The sequence below is a fragment of the Streptomyces sulphureus DSM 40104 genome, from assembly GCF_000381025.1.
Classification (GTDB): domain Bacteria; phylum Actinomycetota; class Actinomycetes; order Streptomycetales; family Streptomycetaceae; genus Streptomyces; species Streptomyces sulphureus.
This window is the reverse complement of the sequence record NZ_KB905816.1, coordinates 554694-578268: the sequence shown is the minus strand read 5'-3', so window position 1 is coordinate 578268 and position 23575 is coordinate 554694. Positions and strand designations below refer to the sequence as shown.

Annotated in this window: 21 protein-coding genes; 8 read left to right on the top strand and 13 right to left on the bottom strand. The window is 73.2% G+C overall.

Going from position 1 to position 23575, the window contains the following annotated elements; translation table 11 throughout:
* Positions 1–164: 164 nt before the first annotated feature.
* On the top strand, positions 165–491 hold the full coding sequence (locus F603_RS0114515; protein WP_037956091.1) for a DUF6343 family protein: 327 nt from the start codon (positions 165–167) through the stop codon (positions 489–491).
* 37 nt (positions 492–528) lie between these two features.
* Here the strand turns inward: F603_RS0114515 and F603_RS0114510 are convergent, their stop codons facing one another.
* The gene (locus tag F603_RS0114510; protein ID WP_019546735.1) at positions 529–1968 is read right to left on the bottom strand and encodes a transglycosylase family protein; all 1440 of its coding nucleotides are present in this window, start codon (positions 1966–1968) and stop codon (positions 529–531) included.
* Between the two features lie 185 nt (positions 1969–2153).
* Positions 2154–2918, bottom strand: coding sequence for a DUF6227 family protein (locus F603_RS0114505; RefSeq protein ID WP_019546734.1), 765 nt, complete (start codon positions 2916–2918; stop codon positions 2154–2156).
* 323 nt (positions 2919–3241) lie between these two features.
* On the opposite strand from F603_RS0114505, the gene F603_RS0114500 reads away from it, so the two are divergent.
* Both F603_RS0114500 and F603_RS0114495 read left to right on the top strand, forming a co-directional pair.
* Positions 3242–4804 (top strand): FAD-dependent oxidoreductase, encoded by a 1563-nt coding sequence (locus tag F603_RS0114500; RefSeq protein WP_019546733.1) that lies wholly within the window; start codon positions 3242–3244, stop codon positions 4802–4804.
* A gap of 128 nt (positions 4805–4932) precedes the next feature.
* On the top strand, positions 4933–6432 hold the full coding sequence (locus tag F603_RS0114495; protein ID WP_019546732.1) for an LCP family protein: 1500 nt from the start codon (positions 4933–4935) through the stop codon (positions 6430–6432).
* 15 nt (positions 6433–6447) lie between these two features.
* On the opposite strand, the gene F603_RS0114490 is transcribed toward F603_RS0114495, so the two are convergent.
* A complete protein-coding gene (locus F603_RS0114490) occupies positions 6448–7326 on the bottom strand; it encodes a helix-turn-helix domain-containing protein (RefSeq protein ID WP_019546731.1) in 879 nt (292 codons plus the stop codon).
* Between the two features lie 335 nt (positions 7327–7661).
* Between F603_RS0114490 and F603_RS0114485 the strand changes: the two genes are divergently transcribed.
* The gene (locus F603_RS0114485; RefSeq protein WP_019546730.1) at positions 7662–8186 is read left to right on the top strand and encodes an ATP-binding protein; all 525 of its coding nucleotides are present in this window, start codon (positions 7662–7664) and stop codon (positions 8184–8186) included.
* Between the two features lie 170 nt (positions 8187–8356).
* Positions 8357–9187 (top strand): SAM-dependent methyltransferase, encoded by an 831-nt coding sequence (locus F603_RS0114480; RefSeq protein WP_019546729.1) that lies wholly within the window; start codon positions 8357–8359, stop codon positions 9185–9187.
* Between the two features lie 3 nt (positions 9188–9190).
* Here the strand turns inward: F603_RS0114480 and F603_RS0114475 are convergent, their stop codons facing one another.
* Positions 9191–10102 (bottom strand): helix-turn-helix domain-containing protein, encoded by a 912-nt coding sequence (locus tag F603_RS0114475; RefSeq protein WP_019546728.1) that lies wholly within the window; start codon positions 10100–10102, stop codon positions 9191–9193.
* 271 nt (positions 10103–10373) lie between these two features.
* Positions 10374–10628, bottom strand: coding sequence for a DUF397 domain-containing protein (locus F603_RS0114470; RefSeq protein ID WP_019546727.1), 255 nt, complete (start codon positions 10626–10628; stop codon positions 10374–10376).
* A 248-nt stretch (positions 10629–10876) separates the two neighbouring features.
* Here F603_RS0114470 and F603_RS35380 point away from each other — a divergent pair, with 248 nt between their 5' ends.
* On the top strand, positions 10877–11041 hold the full coding sequence (locus F603_RS35380) for a hypothetical protein (protein ID WP_019546726.1): 165 nt from the start codon (positions 10877–10879) through the stop codon (positions 11039–11041).
* Here F603_RS35380 and F603_RS0114460 read toward each other — a convergent pair.
* The 8 genes from F603_RS0114460 to F603_RS0114425 all read right to left on the bottom strand — a co-directional run bounded on the left by F603_RS0114460 (position 11038) and on the right by F603_RS0114425 (position 20051).
* Positions 11038–13209, bottom strand: a complete 2172-nt coding sequence (locus F603_RS0114460; protein WP_019546725.1) for a HelD family protein — start codon at positions 13207–13209, stop codon at positions 11038–11040. The genes F603_RS35380 and F603_RS0114460 overlap by 4 nt on opposite strands.
* Positions 13206–13856: a TetR/AcrR family transcriptional regulator gene (locus tag F603_RS0114455; RefSeq protein ID WP_019546724.1), complete on the bottom strand. Its 651-nt coding sequence runs from the start codon at positions 13854–13856 to the stop codon at positions 13206–13208. Before F603_RS0114455 ends, F603_RS0114460 begins: the two co-directional genes overlap by 4 nt.
* A gap of 62 nt (positions 13857–13918) precedes the next feature.
* Positions 13919–15178, bottom strand: a complete 1260-nt coding sequence (locus F603_RS0114450) for a lanthionine synthetase LanC family protein (RefSeq protein WP_019546723.1) — start codon at positions 15176–15178, stop codon at positions 13919–13921.
* A gap of 214 nt (positions 15179–15392) precedes the next feature.
* Positions 15393–15548, bottom strand: a complete 156-nt coding sequence (locus F603_RS35375) for a hypothetical protein (protein ID WP_019546722.1) — start codon at positions 15546–15548, stop codon at positions 15393–15395.
* Positions 15549–15682: 134 nt separating this feature from the next.
* Positions 15683–15838 carry a hypothetical protein gene (locus F603_RS35370; protein WP_019546721.1) on the bottom strand — a complete coding sequence of 52 codons (156 nt, stop codon included), beginning with the start codon at positions 15836–15838 and terminating at the stop codon, positions 15683–15685.
* A 215-nt stretch (positions 15839–16053) separates the two neighbouring features.
* Complete coding sequence (locus tag F603_RS35365) at positions 16054–16206, bottom strand: hypothetical protein (protein ID WP_019546720.1); 153 nt, start codon at positions 16204–16206, stop codon at positions 16054–16056.
* A gap of 117 nt (positions 16207–16323) precedes the next feature.
* Positions 16324–18984: a lantibiotic dehydratase gene (locus F603_RS0114430; protein ID WP_019546719.1), complete on the bottom strand. Its 2661-nt coding sequence runs from the start codon at positions 18982–18984 to the stop codon at positions 16324–16326.
* On the bottom strand, positions 18981–20051 hold the full coding sequence (locus tag F603_RS0114425) for a thiopeptide-type bacteriocin biosynthesis protein (RefSeq protein WP_245600775.1): 1071 nt from the start codon (positions 20049–20051) through the stop codon (positions 18981–18983). The genes F603_RS0114430 and F603_RS0114425 overlap by 4 nt, the downstream gene beginning before the upstream one ends.
* Positions 20052–20460: 409 nt before the next feature.
* Here F603_RS0114425 and F603_RS0114420 point away from each other — a divergent pair, with 409 nt between their 5' ends.
* Positions 20461–20991 carry a ferritin-like domain-containing protein gene (locus F603_RS0114420; RefSeq protein WP_019546717.1) on the top strand — a complete coding sequence of 177 codons (531 nt, stop codon included), beginning with the start codon at positions 20461–20463 and terminating at the stop codon, positions 20989–20991.
* A 39-nt stretch (positions 20992–21030) separates the two neighbouring features.
* Positions 21031–23562: an ATP-dependent Clp protease ATP-binding subunit gene (locus tag F603_RS32200; RefSeq protein ID WP_019546716.1), complete on the top strand. Its 2532-nt coding sequence runs from the start codon at positions 21031–21033 to the stop codon at positions 23560–23562.
* Positions 23563–23575 lie beyond the last annotated feature (13 nt).

Genomic DNA, 23575 nt, shown 5'->3' with positions numbered 1-23575 from the left:
TGCGGTGACGTCCGGAGCACGGTGTGCAAGAGCCGTCGGCGCTTCTTCGGCAATCAGCACGAACGCGGTACAGACGGCACGAACGAGGCACACTGACAGGAGGGGAGCAGCCGGGAGCTGCCCGGTGCCGCTTCCCACGTACGCGTCGAAAGGCGGTGGCCGACATGACGCACACCCCCTCGGGGGCGCACCGAGCCCCCCATTCCTGGATACGGCAGCGCAGCGGCACCGAGCCGGTGACGGCGCGCAGCCCGCTCAAGCTGCGGATGCTGCTCTCGTCCGTCTTCGCTCCGATCTTCGCCGCCGGGGCCGCACTGCTGTGGCTCTGGACGGTCAACAGCGGTCCTCACTCGGTGCCGACCGAAGGCTCCCTGCGGGTCCTCGCGGTCGCCTGCACCGTGCTCGCCGTACTGGCGCTCGTGGACCTGCTCGTGGTGACGGTACGTCGGCGCACGGGGCGCGAGCCCGGACGGGAGAGGCCGGAGCGCTGAACGGGCCCCGGCCGAGGGTGCATTGCGCGGTGTGCGTTCAGATGCGCACGCCGCGCCCTCTGAGGTATGCCAGCGGGTCGATGTCGGAGCCGTAGCCGGGGCCCGTGCGCACCTCGAAGTGCAGGTGCGGGCCCGTGACGTTGCCCGTGGCGCCGGAACGGCCGACGCGCTGGCCGGTGTCGACGCTCTGGCCCGCGCGGACGGATATCGCTGAAAGGTGCGCGTACTGACTGTACTTGCCGTCGGAATGACGGACGACGACCTCGTAGCCGTAGGCGTCGCCCCAGCCGGCCGAGACGACCTTGCCTGCCGAGACCGCCTTCACGGTCGTCCCCGTGCCGACGGGGAAGTCGACGCCTGTGTGCTGCCCCGAGGACCAACTGCTCCCGGAGGCGCGGTAGCCCGTCGTCGGCGAGACCCCGCTCACCGGGGCGATCACTGAGGAGCTCTTCGCGCGAGCGGCCTTGGCCTTCTCCGCCTTGGCCTTCTCCGCCTTCTCCTTCTCCGCCTTTGCCTTTTCGGCTTTCGCCTTCTCCGCCCTCGCCTTGGCCGCCTCGGCCTTGCGGGCCTTCTCGCGCTCGGCCTCTGCCTTTTCGGCCTTCGCCTGCTCCGCCTTCTCGGCTGCGGCCTTCTTCGCGGCTTCCCGCTCCGCCGCGGCCTGCCGCGCTGCCCGTGCCTCGCTCTCGGCCGGCTTGCGAGCGGCGTCCGAACTGCCCTGCTGGGCCTTCTCCTTGGCTCCGGCGAGCCGCAACTCCTGTCCGGGCAGGATGAGATCCGGGTCGCCGCCGACAGTGCTGCGGTTGCGGGAGTAGAGGCCCTGCCAACCGTCCTTGACGCGATGCGACTCCGCGATGGAGGAGAGCGTGTCGCCGCCCACCACCTCGTACTTGGTCTGCTTCTTCGAGCGATCCGCCTTCGCCCGCTCGGCCTTGGCCGCCTTCGCCCTGGCCGCCTCCGCCTTTTCGGTCTCGGCCTTCTCGCTCTCCGCCTTGGCCGCCTTCGCCTGGCTCGCCTGGGCCACGGCCTCGTCCGCCCTCGCCTGCTGCACGCGCGGCTCGGCCGCCGCTCGCGACAGCCCGGAGTTCGGGCCGCAGTTGGGCCAGGCGCCGGCGCCCTGGCCGCGCAGCACCTTCTCGGCGACCGCGATCTGCTGGTCCTTGCTCGCCAGGTCGGCACGGGCGGCGTACGCGCCCCCGCCGTACGCCTCCCAGGTGCTCTGGGTGAACTGGAGGCCGCCGTAGTAGCCGTTGCCCGTGTTGACCGACCAGTTGCCGCTGCTCTCGCAGGCGGCCACCTTGTTCCAGACGTCCTGCGGCGCCGCGTGTGCCAACTGTGCGCCCGCGAGCGGGATCGCGAGCCCTGCACCGCCCACGGTGAGCCGCAGCGAGGTGCGGGAAGCGGCGCTCGGCCGCTGCCTGCGGTGGCGCCCGCGGGCGGCAGGCTCGGGCGGAGCGGGCCGGTTGGGCCGAGCGGACATGGACGGTGCCTCCGTTGATCGGCGGTGCCGCGGACGGGAGTTGCCGAGCGGAGCCACCATAGGGCGCCGCTTCGGGGGTCACAAGGGGTCAGCGGGGGTCACGGGGGGTGACACGGTTGCACGGGGGCGGCCGCGCTCCGCCTCCGTCCGCGGGCCGTCCGTACGCGCGCGACCGTACGCACGGGTCACAGCTCGATGCCCCGCTCGCGCGCCCTGCGGTGCGCCGCGCGGTCGGCCACGGCCTCCTCCAGGTAGACCTCGCAGACGAGGTGCCCCGAGTGGGAGAGGTTGTGCTCCAACTCGTAGAGGCGCACCTCGCTTCCGTCGGCGAGCAGGAAGGCGTGCTCGTAGAGGGAGCACCACACCTGGCAGGCCGAGGGGCCGTGGAGCGGCCGCGGCACGTGCGCGATGCGGTGCCCGCGCGCTGCGGAGAGCGCGTCGAGGAGCTCCTCGCCCGGGCTGTCCGGGTTCTCCGCGCGACGCAGCAGCCGCCGCGCATGCTCCGACGAGCCCTCGCGTGCGTACCCCTCACGCCGTACGGGACGGAGCTCCGTGCGAGGTTGCACCGACTCGCCCGCCGGCGGCGGCACCCCGCCGTCCGTGCCGTGCAACCGGGCCTCGGCGGTGCGGAGTTGGGGTTCGTCGCAGTAGACCTCGTACTGCACGCCCGTGGCTTCGGTGCCCTCGCCCGACTCGTGGCACAGCTCCCAGAGCGTCTCGGTGCCGCCGTCGCGAAGGAGGAAGGAGTGGCGGTAGCTGCAGCAGCGCAGCCTGGGCGGCGGGGAAGTGCGGTGGCGCCAGCTGTGCAACTCGGCGCGGTGGAGCAGCGATCCGCGCAGCACGGCGAGCGTGTCTTCCGGCACCTCGAAGGGGTTGAGCGCACGCTCCAGAAGCTCGTCCAGATGTTTCGCCGGCGTCGGATACTGCTCCTCGCGGATCTCTCCGCCCATTCTCGTCCCCTCCCGGTAGCGTCGCCCCACACTGCTTCCGCTCCCCGTTGGGCACACACCGTAGCGCCGCGTACGCGCTCCGCGGGCGGATTCGCGCGAATCGACGACGGCAGCGTGCCCGCCTCCTCCCGTCCGTCGTCTTCTTCACAATTCCTCCGCGGAGCACGGGTGAGCGCGCGGCAGCGGGGAACGAAACCTCGGGGGCCGGACGGCGAACTTCCGCCGTGGGCAGCCGAGTCGGCGCCGAGCGCCGCTGCGGCGGGAGCGGGGGAGAGGGGGACGAGGCCGAGGCGAGGGTCCGTCCGGACCCGAGGGAGACGACTGTGACCACGCTGCCCGTCGGATACGAGTCCTACTGGATGCTCTCCGCCGCGCGTTCCCCCTACCCCGCGCTGTTACCGGGGGAGTCGATCGAAGCGGACGTGGCGGTGGTCGGCGGCGGCGTCGCCGGCCTCTCCGTCGCGTGGGAGCTCGCCCGAGCCGGATGCTCCGTCGTCGTGCTGGAGGCCGACCGCATCGCCGCGGGTGTCACGGGGCACACCAGCGGAAAGCTCTCGGCCCTCCACGGCCTCGACTACTCCAGGATCGCCGCCTCGCGCGGCCTGGAGAGCGCACGGCTCTACGCGGCCTCGCAACGGGGAGCGGTGGAGCATCTCGCCGCGATCGTCGCGGAGTTGGGGATCGAGTGCGAGCTGGAGCGGGTGCCGGCGTACACGTACGTGGAGTCCGAGCACCACGTCGACGAGGTGCGCGCGGAGGCCGACGCGGCACGCGCCGCGGGCCTCCCGGCCTCGTTCACCACGGACGTCCGGCTCCCGTTCCCCGTGCGCGGTGCCGTGCGCGTCGAGGACCAGGCGCAGTTCCACCCGCGCAAGTACCTCCTCGCCCTCGCCGACGACCTGGTCGCGCGCGGGGGGCTGATACGGGAGCGCACGCGCGTCCTCGACCTGGACGATTCGGGTGGCCCCGTCCTCCTCACCACGGAGTGCGGCGCCGAGGTCCGCGCGGCCGACGTCGTCGTCGCCACCCACTACCCCGTCTTCGACGGGGGCTTCCTCTCCTCCCGGCTGACACCCCGCCGCGAACTCGTGCTCTCCGCGCTCCTCCCCGCCGAGGAGGACCCGCAGGGCACGTACACCACCCCGGAGCGCGGCACTCGCACCGTCCAGACCGCGCCGTACCCCTTCACGCCGGGCAAGCGGCTCCTCGTCGTCACGGGTGAGCGCTTCCTCCCCGGCATCCGCGGGATAGGGACGGTGAGCGCGCGGTACGAGCGCCTCGCCGCGTGGACGTACGAGCGCTTCCCCTCCGCGCGGTTGGCGCACCGCTGGGCGACGCAGGACATCGAGACCACCGAGGGCCTCCCCTACATAGGGCGCTTCCATCCCGCCTCCCCCCACTCCTACCTCGCAACGGGGTTCGGCGGCTGGGGGATGAGCGGGGGCGTGCTCGCCGGGCAGTTGCTCGCGGCCCACGTGCTCGGGGAGGAGCTGCCGGGTTGGGCCGGTCTGTACGACCCGGGGCCGCGGGCCGGGGACGCGCCGGCGATGCTGCGGCGGAAGTCGGCGGTGGCGCGGAGCTACGTCGGGGATCGGCTCCGTCCCTCCTACGTGGACTCCGTCGCGGAGGTCGCTCCCGGCACGGGTGCGATCGTGCGGATCGGCGGCCGCCGGTGCGCCGTGCACCGCACGCCGGAGGGGGAGCTCCGCGCGCTGTCGCCGCGCTGCACCCACCTCGGGTGCCTGGTGAGGTTCAACGATGCGGAGAGCGCTTGGGAGTGCCCGTGCCACGGTTCGCGGTTCGGTACCGGCGGCGAGGTGCTCCAGGGTCCGGCGACGAGGCCGCTGGAGCGCAGGGACCTCGGGGAGGAGCCGGAGGGGGAGTGAGACGGGCCCTCGGAGGCGCACGTCCGCGCGAGTGAGCGGTCCGCACGCCGGTACGCGCGGTGCTGACCACCCCGCGTCCTCCCGTGCCTAGCATGCGGAATCGATCGTTCCGCGGAGGTGTACCGAGGATGGACCGCCCGAGACCCCGTACCGCTGCACACGCCCAACTCTCCTCTGCCACCGGCCGTTCAGCCCCCGGGCGCACGCGCCGGCGCCGTACGCTCCTCGCGGCGGGCCTCGCCGTCGCCACGGCCGCCGGACTCCACGCGGCCCCCGGCGGGCTCGCGGCCGAGCGGGCGCCCGGGCCGTCGAGCGAACCCGTCACCTTCCTCCTCGCCGGCCTCGACAAGCGCGCGGGCCTCACCAAGGAGCAGAAGGACGACCTCCACGTGGGCGGCAAGGCGTGCGACTGCACCGACGTGATGATGCTCGTGCAGGTCTCCGCCGACCGCGGCCGGGTCAGCGTCGTCAGCATCCCCCGCGACTCCTACGTGCAGTTCGCGCCGCACGTCGAGCCCGAGCGCGTCCGCAAAGAGAGCGGCGAGGCGAAGGACGACGGCGGCAGGGATGCGCAGAACGCCCCCTCGGGCGGCCTCACCGAGCACTACGGAAAGATCAACGCGGCGCACCTGCACGGCGGTCCCGAGCTCACCGTCCGCACCGTGGAGCGCGCCACCGGGCTCCACATCGACCACTACCTGGAGACGGACTTCACCGGCTTCGCCGAGACCGTCGACCGGCTCGGCGGCTCCCGCGTCTGCACAGACAAGCCGCTCAAGGACGCCAACTCCGGCCTCGACCTCGCAGCCGGCAGCCACCGCCTCGACGGGAAGCAGGCCCTCCGGTACGTGCGCGCCCGCCACGTCCCGCCGTCCTCCGGCGACCTCGGCCGTGTCAGGCGCCAGCAGCGCCTCGTCGCCGAGATGCTCGGCGACCTCACTTCGGACCGCGTCGCGGGCGACCCCGTCGCGCTCGTCGACGCCGCACGCTCCCTCGCGGGGACGGTGCGCACCGACGGCAGCCTCTCCCTCGGCCGGCTCGTCTCCCTCGGTCGCGCGCTGCGCGAACTCCCCGACGACGCCGCGGAGTTCGCGACGGTACCGATCGCCGAGTTCGACTACCGCGCCCCGCAGTGGGGCTCCTCGCTCCTCTGGGACAGGTCCCGGGCAGCCGCGATGTTCGCGGCCCTGCGCGAGGACCGCCCGCTCCGCGAGGAGCCGCGCATCCAGCCGCCGCCCGGGGTCGCACCGGTCGCGCTGCCGCCGTCCGAGGTGCCGGTGCGCGTCGAGGGGAGCGGCGACCGCGCGGACCGGCTGGAGACGGGCCTGCGCGACGACGGCTTCGCCGTCGCCGAGCGGCGCACGGGCGAGCCGGGACGCGCTCGACGCCCCGTCATCGTTTACGCACCGCACTACGAGCGGGACGCCCACGTCCTCGCCACCGCGCTCCCCGACGCCGAACTCCGCCCCCGCAAGGACCACGGCCGCACGCTCACGGTGCTCCCCGGCTCGGGACCCGTGACCGTCGCCAAGGTCGTCCACGACCGCAGCAGTGTCGAGGGCGCACCCGTGGGTGCCGAGCAACTGCGGTGCGCGGAAGGGGAGGCAGCGGGCGGCCACGAGAGCTGAGCCCCGGCCGGCGCCTCACAGGTCGCGTCGGAGAGCGCGGAGGAGCGACGGCGTCTCGTCCGCCGGGGAGGCGAGGGCGCCGAGGCGGTCGAGCGCCTCGAGGTAGGCGGCCGTCTCGCGCCGCTGGTCGAGGTAGGCGGCGCCGGTGAGCGACTCGGTGTAGACGATGTCGGGGAGTTCGGGGATGTCGAACCGGAAGAGTTGGAAGGGTCCGTACATCGCGGGGTGCGCACCGGCGGAGAAGGGGACGATCTGCACGGTCACCTCCGGGAGCGACGTGCAGACCTCGACGAGGCGGTCGACCTGCCCGCGCATCACCTCGGACTCCCCGACGCGTCGCCGCAGCACCTGTTCCTCCAGGACGGACCACACGCGGGGGCCGCTGCCTGCCGGCTGCCCGCCTCCGGCTCCGAGCAGGCGCTGGCGGCGCATGCGCAGCTCCACCCGCCGGTCGAGTTCGCTCGGCCCCGCGTGCGGGTGTGAGGCGCGCAGCAGGGCACGCGCGTACGCGGGCGTCTGGAGCAGTCCGGGCACGCAGTGCGGTTCGTAGGAGCGGATGAGGCTCGCCTCCTGCTCCAGCCCGAGGTACCGGCTCGACCAGCTCGGCAGCACGTCGCGCAGCTCGTGCCACCAGCCGGGCTTGTTGGCCTCGTCCACCTCGGCGAGGAACCGGGCCGTCGCTTCCGCGCCGACGCCGTAGATGCGCAGCAGCTTCTCGACGTAGGGCGCCTTGAGGCCGACCTCCGCCTTCTCCATGCGGCGCACGGTGGTGGCGTTGACCCGGAGGGCCCGGGCGGCGTCGTCAAAGCTGCGCCCGGCGCGCTCTCGCAGCTCCTTGAGCCGTAGCCCGAGGACGATCTGGCCCACGGTCGGTGAGGAGCGCGGTTCCGGCAAGAGGCTCCTCCTCGCTGGTGAGGGCGCCCGCTTCCCGGCTAGGGCGGGGAGCGGACCGGACGGACTCCGCGTCGAGTCTGGCATGCGCGTAGTGCCGTGACCACGCTGTGGAGGCGTTTCTGCAAATTGCAGAACTCCGCTTGCCATATGTCACAGACCGACGCATAGTGAAATACGTGACCCAGCTCATGAGGCTGCGGTATCCGCACCGCACGCAACGCCCGGAGGGCCGCCGGCCCTGTCCGCTTGCGGGAGGCTGCGATCCGCCGGCGCCCGGGCGTGTGAAGCCCGCGCCGGTCCACTACCGTCCGACCCCCGTCAGGTAACCGCCAGGTATGCCGGAAGGCGAAGAGTCCGTGGCCTTCACGCAGTCCGAGCTCCCCGCTCCCGTGCCGCAGCAGGCCGGGGGCGCGGGGAAGGACGTCCCGACGGCGGATGCGCCCGTGCTCAGCGAGGGCTTCGAACTGCCCGCGCGCACCGAGGCGGTGGCGCGCGCCCGTGCGTGCGTGGAGGAGAGGGTCGAGAGCTGGGGCCTCCCCGAGGAGCTCGGGTACACGGCGCAGTTGGTGATCTCCGAGTTCTTCACCAATGCCGTCGTCCACACCGACAGCGGACGCGTTCTGTGCTGTCTGCAGATCCGCGGCGACCGGCTGCGGATAGAGGTGGCGGACGAGGGCACCGAGCGGGTCACGCCGCAGTTGCGCCGGCCGGGGGTCGACGAGCTCGGCGGGCGCGGGTTGCAGCTCGTGGGCGCCGTCGCCTGCGAGTGGGGTGTCGTCGCGGGAGGCGGGGCCGGACGCATCGTCTGGGCCGAGCTCGACTCGGCGCCGGAGCCGACAGCAGGGGGCGACCGCGGGTAACGGTACGCGTCCGCGCGCCGTTCCGCCGCCGATCGTGAATTTCCGCGCCCTCGCGTGTACTTGGCGTGTTCGCGGGGCGTGCGTCGTGCCATGCTGAGCGCCGTCGCGCTCCCTCGGACGGCCGGTCCCGGGCAGGCGATCACAGCCGATGCGAGCACAGTGAGGTGCGCATGCCGGAGTACCCGGAGAGTTCCGAGGTCACGGAGTCCACGGCGGAGGTGGACGTCAACATCCCCAGCGTGGCCCGGATGTACGACCACTACCTCGGCGGCAAGGACAACTACGCGGTCGACCGCGCGGCCGTCGCCGAGCTCGACAAGGTCGTGCCGAGTACCCGGCCACTCGCTGTGAACAACCGCCGCTTCCTCAAGCGGGTCGTGCGGGCCCTCGCGGAGGAGTACGGCGTGCGTCAGTTCCTCGACCACGGCTCAGGGCTGCCGACGCAGGAGAACGTGCACCAGGTGGCGCAGGACGTGGACGCGGGGTGCCGGGTCGTCTACGTCGACAACGACCCCATCGTCCTCGCGCACGGCCGCGCGCTGCTCCAGGAGAACGACCGCACCTGCGTGGTCCGGGCCGACATGCGCGACACCGACGCGGTCCTCGCGCACCCGGAGGTGACGCGCCTCATCGACATGGAGCAGCCGGTGGCGGCGCTCTTCATCTCGGTGCTCCACTGCATCCCGGACTCCTCGGACCCCGGCGGGTTCGTGCGACGCGTCGCCGAGCGGCTGCCGTCGGGGAGCTTCGTGGTGATCAACCAGTTGGTGAGCGAGTCCGCGAGGACAAGGGACTTCGTCACCGACTTCATGGAGCGCAGCACGGGCGGCAACTGGGGCCGGGTGCGCCAACAGCACGAGGTGGCACGGTACTTCGACGGGTGGGAGATCCTGGAGCCGGGTCTGGGCCGGATCAACGACTGGCGCCCGGACGGTGAGTTGGCGCCGCGCGAGAACTACGACGAGTGGTACGAGTACGGGGGCGTCGCGCGCATCCCCTGAGCGTCACGTCAGCTCGGAGAGGAGCCGCTCCAGGAACTGCGCCGTCCTGTCGGGGCGTTCGGCGGTGGCGCAGAGCCGGTCCATGACGGCCATGTAGCTCTCCACCTCCTCGCGCTTGTCGAGGTAGAGCGACGAGGTGAGCTGTTCCAGATAGACGATGTCGGGCAGGTCGGGCTCGGTGAACCTGAGTATCGTCACCGGACCGCCGGCGGCTGCGAGGCCGCCGAGCCGGAAGGGGGCGATCTGGAGGGTGACGTCCGTCTGCGTCGTGATCTCCAGCAGGTGGCGGATCTGGTCGCGCAGCACCCTCGGATCGCCCGGGGGCCGCCGCAGCGCGGCCTCGTCGACGACGGCCCACAGCTTCGGGCCGCTGCCGCGCTCCAGGATCGACTGGCGCTGCGTCCGCAGCTCGACGCGGCGCTCGATCTCGTGCTCGTCCGCTCTGGGATGGCCGAGTCTGATCACCGCGTGCGCGTACTCCGGGGTCTGCAACAGCCCCGGGACGAACTGGACTTCGTACATGCGGATGATCGAGGCCGCCTCTTCGAGCCCGATGAGGCGGTCGAACCACGGCGACATGACGTCGCTGTACTTCTGCCACCAGCCGGGGCTGCCGGCCTGGCGGGCGAGCGCGAGGTACTGCTCACGAGTGGCGGCGTCGCGCACGCCGTAGAAGGTGAGCAGGTCCTCGACGTCGCGCTGCTTGCAGCCGACGCGGCCGAGTTCGAGGCGGCTGATCTTGGCGTGCGAGCCGCGGATGGCGTCGCCTGCGGCCTCCCGCGAGATGCCCAACGACTCGCGGAGGCGGCGGAGTTGGGTGCCGAGGATGATCCGCAGGATGGTGGGGCCGCCCCTTGGGTGGTCGGAGAGGCGTCCGGCCGCTGCGGTGAGGTCCCTTTCCTGCTCTGCTGCCATCGGCTCTCCTGACTCCACCTCTGCTCCGTCCCCGACCGGGCCGGCCTTGCGGATCGGAGGCTCGTGCCGCCGGGGATCGCCCGGTGGCCACGAAGTCTGCCACCGTGCCAAGTCGCGGTACACACCTGTTCGTTGCGTGTGCCTCTGCCACTGTCGCACAGCATGTGGCAGAGGCACGAGCCGACTTGCCTCGGCGGTACCGGGGAGGTAAGCCTTGTACCTCCCCGGTTCCGTGGATCAGCCGTCCGCGGTCACAGGCGACCGCCTTCGGTCAGGCGCCGGCCCGGAGGAGATCGTCGAACTCCCCGTCCTTCGCTCCTCGGAGGAAAGCCGCGAGCTCGCCGGCGGGGTACACCAACGCGGGCCCCGAGGGGTAGCGGGAGTTGCGCACCGCCACCTGGCGGCCCTCCGACCGGCCCTCCAAGGGGGCCAGCTCCACGCAGTTCCCGTTCGGGTTGCTCCGGCGGCTCTTCCGCCAGGCGGCGTCGGTGAGTTGGGTGGCCGGGATGCCGTTGTACGTCTGCATGTTCGTCTCCCTGGCTCTCGTGCTGTCGTGCAGCGACGTGGTGGAACGACGCCGGAGGACGGACGATGGGGACGCCCGGCCTCCCGACGTGGCAACACTGTGGCACAGCGGAGCGTTCTTGCATCTGTAAGTACAGATGTGCTTGCAGAAGTAAGTACGCAACCGGGAGAATGACGCGCGCAGTTGTGCAGACCCGTGCTCCGGCAGCACAACGGAGCTGAAGCCTCCGTACTTCGACAGGAGCCCCAGTGACCTCATCGAGCACCGAAGGCACCCTCGCTGCGGGTGCTCTCCCCGAGTCGGGCGAGCCGGCCTGGGACCACCCGCTGACCAGACTCGTTCTTCTGCTGGAGATCGCCGAAGAGCCGTCGTGGCTGCGGGAGTTGACCGAGCCGGGCGCCACCGGGCGCTAGTCGCCCGGGAACGGTCCCCGCTCGGTGCTGATTCGGCAACTCCGGGCGTGTGCAAGGCACTCGGGCAGCGGCGCCCGGTGCACCAGCTCCAGTCCCGAGACCGCGCGCGTCACCGCCACGTACAGGTGTCGGCCTCCGCTCCGCGCGTCCGCCGCCAGCACCTCGGCGGGCTCGACGAGCACGACGTGGTCGAACTCCAGCCCCTTGGCGGAGTCGGCCGCGACGGCGGTCACCCGCACCGCGGTGCTCGTCGCTCCTGTGGGGGAGGCGGACAACTGCGCGTCCGCCAGGGCGCGTTGCACCTCCGCGAGCCGCTCCGGTGCCGCGATCACAGCGACCGAGCCGTCGCTCGTCAGCGCCCTGCGCACCGCGTCCACCGCTGCCTCCGCGAGCCGCGCCGAGCGGCGCACGCGCAGACGTCCGCTTCCGCGCAGTGAACGCGCGGGCGGTACCGGTACGTCGAGTGTCGCGAGCACCGCGTTCGCCGCGGCGGTGAGCGCCTCGGGCACCCGGAAACCCGTCGTCAGCGGCACGACGTCCGCTCCCGGTGCGCCGAGGTGGAGGAGCTGCTCCTCCCAACTCCGCGCCGCCCAGGGGGTCGTGCCCTGGGCGAGGTCCCCGAGGACGGTGAGCGAGCCGAACCTGCTGCGTCGGGCCAGCGCGCGGCACTCCATCGGCGAGAGGTCCTGCGCCTCGTCGACGATCAGGTGTCCGAGGCTCGTTTCCGAGCGGTGCAGCAGGCCCTCGAGCTCGTCGAGGAGCAGCAGGTCGGCAGCCGTCCACCGGTCCGCCGGACGGCCCCTCCCACCGCCCTTGCGCAGCACCGCCCCCTGCTCGGCCGCCGAGAGGTGCCCGGAGGCCGCCGCGGCCAACTCGCCCTCGTCCGTGAGGAGTCGGGCGAGGAGACGCTGCGGCCGCAGCTTCGGCCAGCACTCGTCGAGCAGCCGTTTGACGGGTTTCGAGGAGCCCATCCTCCGTAGCCAGGCGGTGCCCCGCGGACCTGTGCGCTGTTCCGCCAGGCTGCGCAGGGCCGCACAGACCGCGGTACGGACGGCCTCGCGCCCCGCCTCGTAGGGCATCTCGCGCGCTGCCGTCTCCGTCACGATCCGGTGCAGTTCCTCTGCCGGCAGCCGCCAGGTGTACGCGCCGTCCGGTACGGCGAGCGGCTCGGTGGGAGGGCGCAGGTGCGCGTGGACGGCCTGCCTGAGCACCTCGGCGAAAGCAGGGGAGTGCTTGACGCGTGCCGCCTCCGCACCCTCCTCGGCCGTCGGCCCGGCGAACCCCTCGGGTGCCACGAGGTCCGCGACGGTGTGCTGGCTGACGCCCGACTCGCCCAGGGCGGGCAGGACTTGGGCGATATAGTCGAGGAACCGGGGGTTGGGCCCGACGACCAGCAGGCCGCCCCTGTGCAACCGGCTCGCGTGCGCGAAGAGCAGGTACGCAGCGCGGTGCAGGCCGACGGCGGTCTTCCCGGTGCCCGGCGCTCCCTGGATGCAGAGGGACTTGGTGAGGGGGGCGCGGACCAGGTCGTCCTGGTCGGGCTGGATCGTCGCCACGATGTCCCGCATGGGGCCGACCCGTGGACGCTCCAGTTCCTTCGCCACGAGCCTGCCCGGCGTCGACTCCCCGCTCTCGCCGAGGAGTTCGTCCTCCAGCGCCGTGAGGGAATCGGGCTCGCCCGGGGCTCCCGGCCTCCAGCCGTATCTGCGGCGACGCTGCACACCGGCCGGCTTCTGCGCGGTGGCCTGGTAGAAGGCGCGGGAGACGGGGGCGCGCCAGTCGACGACGAGCGGTGCGGCCGCGGGGTGCTCGGCGATGCGCCGGCGGCCGATGTGGTAGCGCTCTCCCGCGTGTTCGCCGGCCTGCGGCGTCTCCAAGTAGTGGAGGCTGCCGAAGAACGGTGGGCCGCCCGTCTCCTCGCCGAGGTCCCTTGCCTGACCGCGCAGATACCTGCCGAGGGCTTCAGCGCCGGCGCCGTCTCCGGAGACGCCTTCGCCGGCCAGGACGCCGGCCCCCTCGTCGACTCTGCGGGCCGCCGCGGAGGCGGCAGCCGCTGCGGCGGCGCGGCACTTGCGGGCGTGGGTGCGCTCCAGCGCGAGTTGGTCGTCGGCCGGCTCGGTGTGCGAGCGGGGAGCCGGGGCTCCTCCCGTGGTGTCGTGATGGCTCACCGGAGCTCCGCGAGGCCCGTACGCAACTGCCCGAAGGCGTGGACGGCGGCGGAGGCGGCCTCCTCCTCGCACTCTGCCGCCGCCGAACCCTGTGCCATGCGACGGGAGTTGGCGAGGGCGAGTGTCCGCTGGACGGCGGCGATCTGGGCCGCTGCCAGGCGGGCTCCGAGCGGCGGGTCCGCCTCCTGCGACGTGTGGGGAAGACCGGCGAGCGCGGCGGCCAGGGCGGTCTCGGCCCTGGCGAGGTAGGTGTGGAGGCGGGCGAGGAGGGCCGGGGTGTCGTTGAGGAGGGCATGGAATGCGAGGGCTTCGGGGTCGTCGCTGAGACCCGTGATCGGGTCGCGCACCGCGAGGCCGTCGAGGAAGTGGCTCAGGAGGGCGTCGAGAGGGGAGGTGTCGGCGGCGCGGGAGGCCACGACGCGGGCCGCTTCGTCCTCGTGGTCGGCGAAGCGGAAGAGCGCCATGTCCTCCTTGGAGCGGAAGTACCGGAAGAGCGTCGGCTTGGAGACGCCGGCCGCCGCGGCGATCTCCGTGACCGAGACGGCGTCGAACCCCTTGCTCAGGAAGAGGGAGACGGCGGCGTCGGAGACGGCGGCGTAGGTGCGCTGCCTCTTGCGGGCGCGCAGGCCCGGTGGTTGGTCGGTCATGGGGCCAAGGCTAGCAAGAGAAATGAGACTCGGTTAAGTTTTTATCCTGGTCTCTTTTTCACTCACCGCAGCCCCACGCACGGGAGCCAGGCCCGGGACGCGCCCGCGGCTGTCGTCAGCAGTGCGGTGAGGACGCCGCCGGCTCCGCCGAGCAACGTCATGTGCGCACGGGCGAGTTCGGCCACGTCGGGGAGGCCGTCGAGGACGCTGGAGAGGAGGCGGGCGCGGAGGGCGGTCGCCGCGGGGAGGCGGGCGTGCCGGTGGAAGGCGTCGGCGACGGCGAGGACGCCGCACGCCCCGTGGCAGAGTCCCAGCAGGTCGTCGGGCGCCTCGCCGAAGAGGTGGAACGCCTCGTCGTACCGGTCGGCGAGCGAGGTGAACGCCTCTGCCGCCCACTCCGCGCCGGCCTGGTCGCCGAGCGCTTCGGACGCGTCCCACAGCGCCCACGAGATGCCCGGCGTGCCGTAGCACCACGCCTGCCGGGCGCGCGCGCCGGGAGCTGGCGGTGCGTCGAGCCCGGCGCCGTCCCAACTGCGCACCCCCAGCGCATCCGTGAAGGACTGGCGGCGCAGCCACTCGCAGAGGGTCCGCAGGGCGTGCTCCTGCTCCGCGGTGCGGCCGCATCGCCGGACGGAGGCGGTGAGCGCGGCTGCCACCCCGGCGGCGCCGTGTGCCATGCCGGTGTTGACGCGGCCGTCGAGCCAGCCGAGGTGGCGGTGCCCGGCGTACGCGGTGCGCAGGGCAGCGAGGTCGTCGGCTGTGCAGAGGGAGGTCAACGTGTCGATGTACGGGGCGAGTCCGGGGCGGTTCGGTTCTGTCCCCGCGCAGAGGGCGAGGAGGGTGCCGCTGGGGCCGAGCACCAGGTCGTAGTCCGGGAAGGTGACGCGTCCTGGGGTCGGTGCCCGGTCGGTGGCCGAGCGCAGGAGCCCGGCGTCGAGGCGGTCGGCGGCGCGGCGCAGCGCGGGCTGGACGGTGGAGCCGAGCCGCAGGCCGACGAGGGTGCCGGCGAGGCCGCCGTCGTAGAGCCCCGGGTGGCGGCGCCCGGCTCCGGCCGTGCGCGCCCAGAGCGCCGTCGCGCGCGCTACGGCGTCCGCGGTGCGGCGTGCGTGCGAGGGTTCTCCGACCGCCGGTAGCGAGGCAAGTGCGGCGCACAGCACGGGGATGCCGGGATCGCCGGGCGCCGGGTCGGGCACGGCGCCGGTGTGCGTGCGTTCCGTCCACTCCTCGAGCATCTGCACCGTGAAGCTGGTGAGTCGGGTGAGCGCGTGGGTGTCGGTGGGACCTCGGTCGTGGGGCTGCTGCGTCTCGCTGCGGCGCGGCATCCGGTCTCCCTGCTGCAGAGTGCTCGACTGACGGACCCCTGCGGTGGGGGCCGAGGCGGCGCCGTCGACCGAGGCGCGCACACCGGCCGTCGGCGGGGGCCGCGGGAGAGCCGCCCGGATTGCGGCCGGGCGGCTCGGCGACCGCGGGGCGCACCGTGCCGGTGGCGCCGGTGCCCCGTTGTCTGACGTCAACCCGCTAGGGGCCGACGGCGGTTCAGCAGACGATCACCGTGCAGATCAGGACGGTGCAGACGCCGCTGCATCCGCTGCTGTCGCCACCGCCGCCCTCGGTGAGGTCGGTCTCGGTGATGCGTGCGTCGAGGTCCTCGATGAGGGCGTCGAGGTCGGTTGCTTCGATCGTTGCGGGCATGGGTGTTCCTTTCGCTGGAAGGACCTACTGGGCTGCCGGACGGCGACGTGCCCGCCGCGCCCGGACGGAAGGGACGCTCGTTCGAGCGTCCGGCCCCGGTGGCGCAAGGCCGTCGCAGGGCGTGACGGCGAGGTTCAGCAGACGATGACGGTGCAGACCACGATGGTGCAGACGCCGCTGCATCCGCTGCTGTCGCCACCGCCGCCCTCGGTGAGGTCGGTCTCGGTGATGCGTGCGTCGAGGTCCTCGATGAGGGCGTCGAGGTCGGTTGCTTCGATCGTTGCGGGCATGGATGTCCCTTTCTCTGCGGTTCTTCTCGGCTCCTCGCCCGGCGGTCGCCCGGCGGGAGGTTCGGGGTGCACGGGGCCTCTTCGGCCTCGGGCCGGCTCGCGCCGAGGAGCACCGGGCCGGCGGGCGGTCCTCGCCGGCCCGGCTCTCCTCGGGGACGCCGTTCCGGTACGGCGCCGAGTGCGCCGTCGGCTGGACGGAACGGTGTCCTGCGGGATCAGCAGACGATGACGGTGCAGACCATGACCGTGCAGGCGCCGCTGCACTCGTACGTGTCCGCGCTGCCCTCGGTGAGGTCGGTCTCGGTGATGCGGGCGTCCAGCTCCTCGATGAGGGCGTCGAGTTCGGCCGTCCCGATCGTCGGGGGCATGGTGGGTCCTCTCTCGCGGAGTGCCTCGGCAGTGGTCCCTCGGGGATGCCTCGGGCCGAACCCGGTCGGTCGTCTGCCGGACGCCGGTACGTCGGTCGTGTACGCATGCGGGGCTCCTCATCCGACCTGCTGGTGTGTGCAGTCGGCTGCGGGGAGGCGGGCGGCGGCGCGCGCGGCGAGCTCAGCCGGCGGGGTGCGGTGCGGCAGGCGGAGCAGCACGCCGGCGGCGACGGCGGCTCCGTCGTGCAGCGCGTCGCGGAGCAGGTGGGCGCCGGGCGCCGGCAGCGCCTCCTCGAAGAGCAGCTCTTCGGGCCCCTCTTGGCCGCAGACTCGCTCCAGCAGATGCAGCGAGGGCAGCGCCGCCAGGTCGACCGGCAGCGGCTTGCCGCCGGGCGAGGTGCGCACGTAGCCGAACCGTGGCAGGCCGGCGTCCGCGCGGAGCTCCGCCAGCGCGGTCACCTTTGCCGCGTCGCCGTCCGACGGCCGCCACGGCAGCGTCCCCGGCAGGCGCCACTGCGCGGGGCTGACGACGAGCTCGCCCTCGACGGTGAGCCGCGGCACCCGGCGTGCTCCGGGGAACGCCCCCAGCAGGCCGTCGAGTTGGACGATCCGTGCACCTTCGGGGTGTCCCGCCGAGGTGAGCAGGCGCAGGACCGTGTCCCAGGGCGGCAGCGGCGTACGCGTCGCGTGGTGCATCGGCAGCAGGCGCCGCCCGCGGGACTCGGCGACGAGGCGGTCGCCCGACCTGCGCAGCGTGATGTCGTCGAGCGCGAGGTGGGGGAGGGGCGGAGGGTGCGGGGAGTCGGCCGTACTGCCGTAGTGCGGGGCCGAGTTGGGGTCGCCGGTGCACCACGCGGCGGCAGCGGGGCGGCGCACTGCGTTGGCCGCGTGCTCGGCGAGCGGCGGGACGAGCAGCTCCACGAAGCGCGCGCCCGTCTCGCGCTCGACGGCGGCGAGGAACTCCCGGTACGCGTCGGCGTTGGAGTAGCCGCCGTGGAAGTTCCGCAGGGCGCCGACGAACCTGGCGTCGAGCATGGCGGCGGGGGACGCCGTCTCCAGGACGGCGACCGGTCCCGGGGCCGGGAGCGGCCGCAGCAGGCAGTCCAACGGCCAGGCAGGCAACGCCCGTTCGGCGTCCGGTGCGCCGAGGGAGTCGAGGAGGCGGGCGTCGAGGTCGACGTGGGGTTCGTCGAGCCGGGACGCCAGGTGGGCGAGGAGCGCGGCGTAGCCGGAGTCGGGCTCCTCCGGCGGGCGCCAGCCGCGGTAGCGGGGCAGTCTCTGCGGTTCGGGACGGTGCTGCTTGTCGGCCTCGGCGAGGAGCCGTTCCGTGACGATGTCGCCCAGGCGGCGCGGTGCGGTGCCCAACTCGGCCGCCTCGGGCAGGAGAAGAACCCTCCGCGCGCTGCCGTCGGCGTCTCGCAGTGCCGCCAGCCGGGTCGCCGTGCGCAGGCCGCGCCAGACCCGGTCGGCCGCTGCCGCGGGGAGGGAGCCGTCGAGCTGCCGGTGCGAGTCGAGGAACCACGCGCCCGGGGCGCCCTCGGCGAGCTGCGGAGCCCGCGACCAGGTGCGGGCCTCCGCCGCCTGCGTCCAGGGCAGCCGCCTCGCCGCGGGCGGGGCGCAGACCTGGAGCACGCCGAGGCGGCGCAGGTGGTCGAGGAGCCCGCGGGCGACCGCGGTGCGCTCGCCCTCCGCGCCGCCCGTGAGCGCGCCGACCAACTCGTCGAGCTGCTTGGGCCCTTCGGCGAGCACGGCCCTGACCATCTCGACGGCGCCGGTGCGGCGGACGGCGACGTGCCGCAGCCTCGTGCGGTCCTCCGCGTCGACGACCCCGCAGTGGAGGAGCGGCGCCTCGCCGTGCTCCGCGGGTGGGGCCGTGTGCAGGGCGGCCATGGCGAGCAGCGTCGAACCCGGTGCGTGGTGCAGGTCGGTGGCGGAAGCGTCGGTCGCCGCAAGGTGGAGGTTGTGCACGGCCTCGGCCGCGACGGCGCCCAGACGTACGCCGGGCGGCAGGAGCGCCGGTGCCGCCCCGGCCCCCGCTTCCTCGGCGACGGGTGCCGCTGCGAGCTGGCCCGCCCAACCACGGGGTGTGGTCTTCGCGGCGGCACGGGCCACGGCCCGCCAGACGTAGCCGCTCGCCTTGCGCAGCCTCTTGCCGCGCCAGTCCTCGCCGGCTGCCGAGCGCCGTTCCAACTCCGGTACGACGTAGGGTGAGGCGCCGTCGACCAGCTCACGCAGTGCGGGGTACGTGCGCACGAGCTCCAGGCCGAGGAGCCCGACACGCTCGCGCTCCGCAGTCACCCGGGACTCCCACTCCGCAACCGCACGCACGAGTTGCGCATGGTCACGCTCCAACGCCTCGAGGAAGCAGGCGAGTTCGGGGTGGGTGCGCTCCAGCAGGCGGGCGGTGCGCAGGTCTCCGGGCGGCGAGCCCGCGTGCAGGCGGCGACGGAGGGCGAGGACGGCGCGTCGCTCCTCGGTGCCGAGACGGTCGTCGGGCACGGCCTGCTCGCCGAGCAGTTCGCCCAGTTCGGCCGCGCGTGCGCCGAGCGCGGTGCGCAGCTTCGCCAGGGAGGCTGCCGCGTCGAAGAGGTCCGGGTTGCCTCCTGAGCACCAGGCCGAGACGGGGAGGCCCGCCGCCCTGACCAGTGCGGTGGCTCCGAGCCGCGCAGCGGGCTGCTCCGTGGTCTCCTCCGGCGCCGCGCGCTTCTGTGCTTCGGCAGCAGGGGGCGCCGGGCGGGGACATCGGGCGTCCTCCCGCAGGGCCGCCTCGGCGTTCACCGGAGACCTCCGGAGTCCGCCGTGCTCGCACGGGGAACGCCGCCCGGTGCGTCCCAGGCGAGCGCCTCGGTGAGGAGCCGCTGCGTCGAGAGGGCGAGCCTGCCCCGGTTCCAGAGGAAGATCGTGTGGAACGCGGCGGCCAGACGCGGCCCGACGGCGGCGGAACCCGCCTCGAAGTACCCCTTCCGCCACTCCTCGCCCGCCTCGTGCGCGGCGTCCAACTGCGCCTCCAGCGGAGCGCGTTCCTCTTCGGGGAGCTCCGCGAGCGCCTGCCGGCGCGGGAGGCGCCAGTAGCCGGTGATGCCGGCGAGTGCGCGGCCGTGCCGCTCCTGATCGGCCTCGGGGACGGACGCCGCGGTGCGTCCCGTCTCGTGCTGGACGGCTTCCCACACGCCGCGGTGCTCCCAGCCGACGATCCCCAGGCCGTCGAACGCCTCCCGCAGCAGGAGCAGCGAGAGCCGCCAGGTGCTGAGCACGGGCGGTCCGGGACATCGGCCGTGGTGGTCGAGCCAGGCGAGCGAGTCGGCGGTGAAGAGGCGGTGGACGTACGGCATCGACTGCGGGCCGCCGAAGAGGTACGCCTCGGGCTCGTACCGCACCGACACGGGCTGGAGCGCCAACGGGCCCTCGGGGAGCCGCTGTTCGACCTCCTTGCGGAGGACGGCAGCGGAGCACTCCCCGGCTTCGAAGCGGACGCGCAGGCCGGGCTCCTTGTGCATGAAGTAGAACGAGCGCGCCCTGCCGTCGGCGAGGAGCGCACGCGCCGAGGCGGCGAGGGCCGCGTAGAGCTCGGGGAGGCGCCCGGGGGCCGGACTGAGGTTGAGCTGGACCCAGCGGGCCCCGTACTGCTCGTTGCGGAGGGCGGCGAGGCCGGCCGAGAGGAAAGCGCGCCGCGCCTCTCCGTACCCCGGCTCCGCGGGGGAGACGGGCACCGTGCCCAGCCGGAGCGTACGTGAGTCCCGTACGCAGTCTGCGAGCAGCCGCTCCACGCTCAGCACCGCAACGACCCCTATCCCGACGAGCGTTCCGCCGCGGCGGCCGCTCTCGTCTCGCCTGCTGAAGTCCAAGTCCCTTGCTGGGGAGAGGAGTTCCCAGGGGTGGCGGAGGTGAAAGGCGAGTCGCGACTTGTCATACGATGAACGGGAGTGCGCTGCGGTGCCGGCCCCGCGCCGTCGCGCCTCCGCGTACAAGCGGCGCTCGTCGGGAGGCGGGCGCGCTCACCCTCTCGTGCCCGCCCGGTGCACTCGCGCCGCTCACTTCCCACGCGCCACCTCCCTCTGCTCGGCCCGCCGGTCGCACACCGCTGCCGGGGCGCGTGGTGCGGGGCGCCAGCCGGGAGAAGCGCGCCCCTGCCGCACCCCGTGGGGGCGCCGGCGCGTGGGGCGGGAGGCGGCAGGTACTCCCTTTGCGGGACATTCGGGGTGCTGCTCTAGTGGAGCCGAGAGGTGCCCAGGAGCGCCCGAAAGGGGACGTGACATGACCGATTTCCTCACCGACGTCGACACGCTCCGGGACCGGGCTCGCCGGAACATGATGAGCGGCCCCGTCACCGCGTCGTACGGCACCGACGTCGACCGTGTCGTCGAACTCCTCAACACGGCCCTCGCCACGGAGACCGTTTGCGTCCTGCGGTACCGGCAGCACTACTTCACGGCGAAGGGGCTCGACTCGGAGCCCGTCGCGAGTGAGTTCCTGGCGCACTCCAACGAGGAGCAGGAGCACGCGGACCGGCTCTCCAACCGCATCGTGCAGCTCGGCGGAAGCCCGCTGCTCGACCCCTCGCAGCTCACGGGCAGGGCGCACTCCGAGTACCGGACGGCGGACGACCTCAAGCAGATGATCAGGGAGAACCTGGTCGCCGAGCGCGTGGCCATCGCCTCCTACACCGAGATGATCAACTGGATCGGTGCCGCCGACCCGACGACCCGCAGGGTGCTCGAATCGATCCTCGCCAAGGAGGAGGAGCACGCGGACGAGATGCTCACCTTCCTCGAACCCCAGGGGTGACACCGCCCGGCCGCGGCCGCACCCCACAGGAGTGCCCCCATGACGACGTCCTCCCTCGGCGGGTTCGGCGCCGCCGACCCCTTCTCGGACCTGCTGAACCGGTTCTTCGGTACCGCGCCTCCCTCCTCGCCCCCCGCCGTGCAGCGCGTACCGATCGGGCGCCTCCTCACCGACTCGGCCCGGGAGTTGATCGCCCAGGCGTCCGGCCGTGCACAGCAGGACGGCAGTGCCGACCTCGACACCGAGCACCTGCTCTGGGCGTGCACCCAGGTCGAGCCGGCGCGCGGACTCCTCGCGCAGGCGGGCGCCGACCCCGACGCGCTCGCCCGCACCGTCGCGGAAGCGCTGCCGGGCGAGAGCGGTACGCCCTCGGCCGAGCCCGGCCTCACCCCGGCCGCGAAGCGCGTCCTCATCGCGGCGCACGCGCGGTCGCAGACCGCCGGCGTCTCCTACATCGGCCCCGAGCACCTCCTTGCCGCCCTGCTCGACGACCGCGACTCCGGTGCCAGGCGCCTCTTGGACAGCCACGGCACCGCAGCCGACCGCCTCCGCAGCGAGGCGGCCTCGGCGGCCGGCGGCGATCCGACGGAGGCGGGCGGCCCACCGAGCCGCACACCCACCCTCGACGCTTACGGACGCGACCTCACCCAGGAGGCGCGTGCCGGCCGGCTCGACGTCGTCGTCGGCCGGGGCGAGGAGGTGGAGCAGACCGTCGAGGTCCTCTCCCGGCGTACCAAGAACAACCCCGTCCTCATCGGTGAGCCGGGCGTCGGCAAGACGGCGATCGTCGAGGGCCTCGCGCAGCGGATCGTCTCCGACGACGTCCCCCGGACGCTCCAGGGAAAGCGCGTCGTCGCTCTCGATCTCACCGGGCTCGTCGCAGGCTCGAAGTACCGCGGCGAGTTCGAGGAGCGCCTGAAGAACGTCATCGACGAGGTGAAGGCCGACAGCGAGTCGCTGGTCCTCTTCGTCGACGAACTCCACACCGTCGTCGGCGCGGGCTCGGGAGGAGACGGCTCGATGGACGCCGCCGACATCCTCAAACCGGCCCTCGCCCGCGGCGAGTTGCACGTGGTCGGCGCCACGACGATGGACGACTACCGCAAGCACGTCGAGCAGGACGCGGCGCTGGAGCGCCGGTTCCAGCCGGTGCTCGTCCCCGAGCCGACCGTCGAGGAGACCGTGCAGATCCTGGAGGGCCTCCGCGACTCCTACGAGGCCCACCACCAGGTGCGCTTCGGCGACGACGCGCTGCGCGCCGCGGCGGAGCTCTCCGAGCGGTACCTCCCTGACCGCTTCCTGCCGGACAAGGCGATCGACCTGATGGACACGGCGGGCGCCAGGGTCAGGCTGCGGGCGAGGGGCCGCTCCACCGAAGTGGTCGGCAGGGAGGACAGGTTGGCGAAGCTGCGCCGGGAGAAGGACGAGGCGGTGGCGGCCGAGGACTTCGAGCGTGCGGGCACGCTCAAGGAGCAGATCGCCGAGGTGGAGGGGGAGCTCGCCGGCGTCGAGGAGCGCAGGGAGGGCGTGATGTCGGTGGAGCCCGCCGACGTCGCCGACGTGCTGTCGCGGCGCACCGGCATCCCCGTCGCGCAGCTCACCGAGAGCGAGAAGGAGCGGCTGCTGAAGCTGGAGCGGGAGCTCCACGACCGCGTCGTCGGCCAGGACGAGGCGGTCACCGCCGTCTCCGAGGCGGTGCGCCGCAACCGGGCGGGGATGGGCGACCCGGACCGCCCGGTCGGTTCCTTCCTCTTCCTCGGCCCGACGGGCGTGGGGAAGACCGAACTCGCCAAGGCGCTCGCGGAGTTGCTCTTCGCGGACGAGAGCAGACTCGTCCGCTTCGACATGAGCGAGTTCCAGGAGAAGCACACGGTCGCCCGGCTCGTCGGCGCCCCGCCCGGGTACGTCGGGCACGAGGAGGCCGGGCAGCTCACGGAGAGGGTCCGCAGGCAGCCGTACAGCGTCGTCCTCTTCGACGAGGTGGAGAAGGCACACCCGGACGTCTTCAACACGCTCCTCCAGGTGCTCGACGACGGCCGCCTCACCGATGCGCAGGGCCGCACCGTCGACTTCCGCCACACCGTCGTCATCATGACGAGCAACATCGGCTCCCAACTCCTCCTCGCCCGCCACGGCAGCGTCGAGGAGATCAGGGACCGGCTCTTCGAGGAACTCAACTCCCGCTTCCCGCCGGAGTTCCTCAACCGCGTCGACGAGACGGTGCTCTTCCACGCGCTCGACGAGGAGGACCTCGCCGGCATCGTCGATCGGATGCTGGAGCTGAGCCGCAGGCGGCTCCGGGCCCAGGAGATCCTGCTGGAGGTGACCGACGCGGCGAAGCGCACACTCGTCGCCCACGGACACCGGCCTGAGTTCGGCGCCCGCCCGCTCCGCCGCACCGTCCGGACCGAACTCGACAACCGCGTCGCCTCGATGCTCCTCGCGGACGAGGCGGTCGCAGGCGACACCGTCGTCGTCGACGCGGAGGACGGCGAACTCACGCTCTCCGCCGGCCGTCCGCGGCCGTCGGCGGGAGCGGCGCGTGAGGAGGGGGACCGCGACGCCGCCTGACGGGCGCCCGACA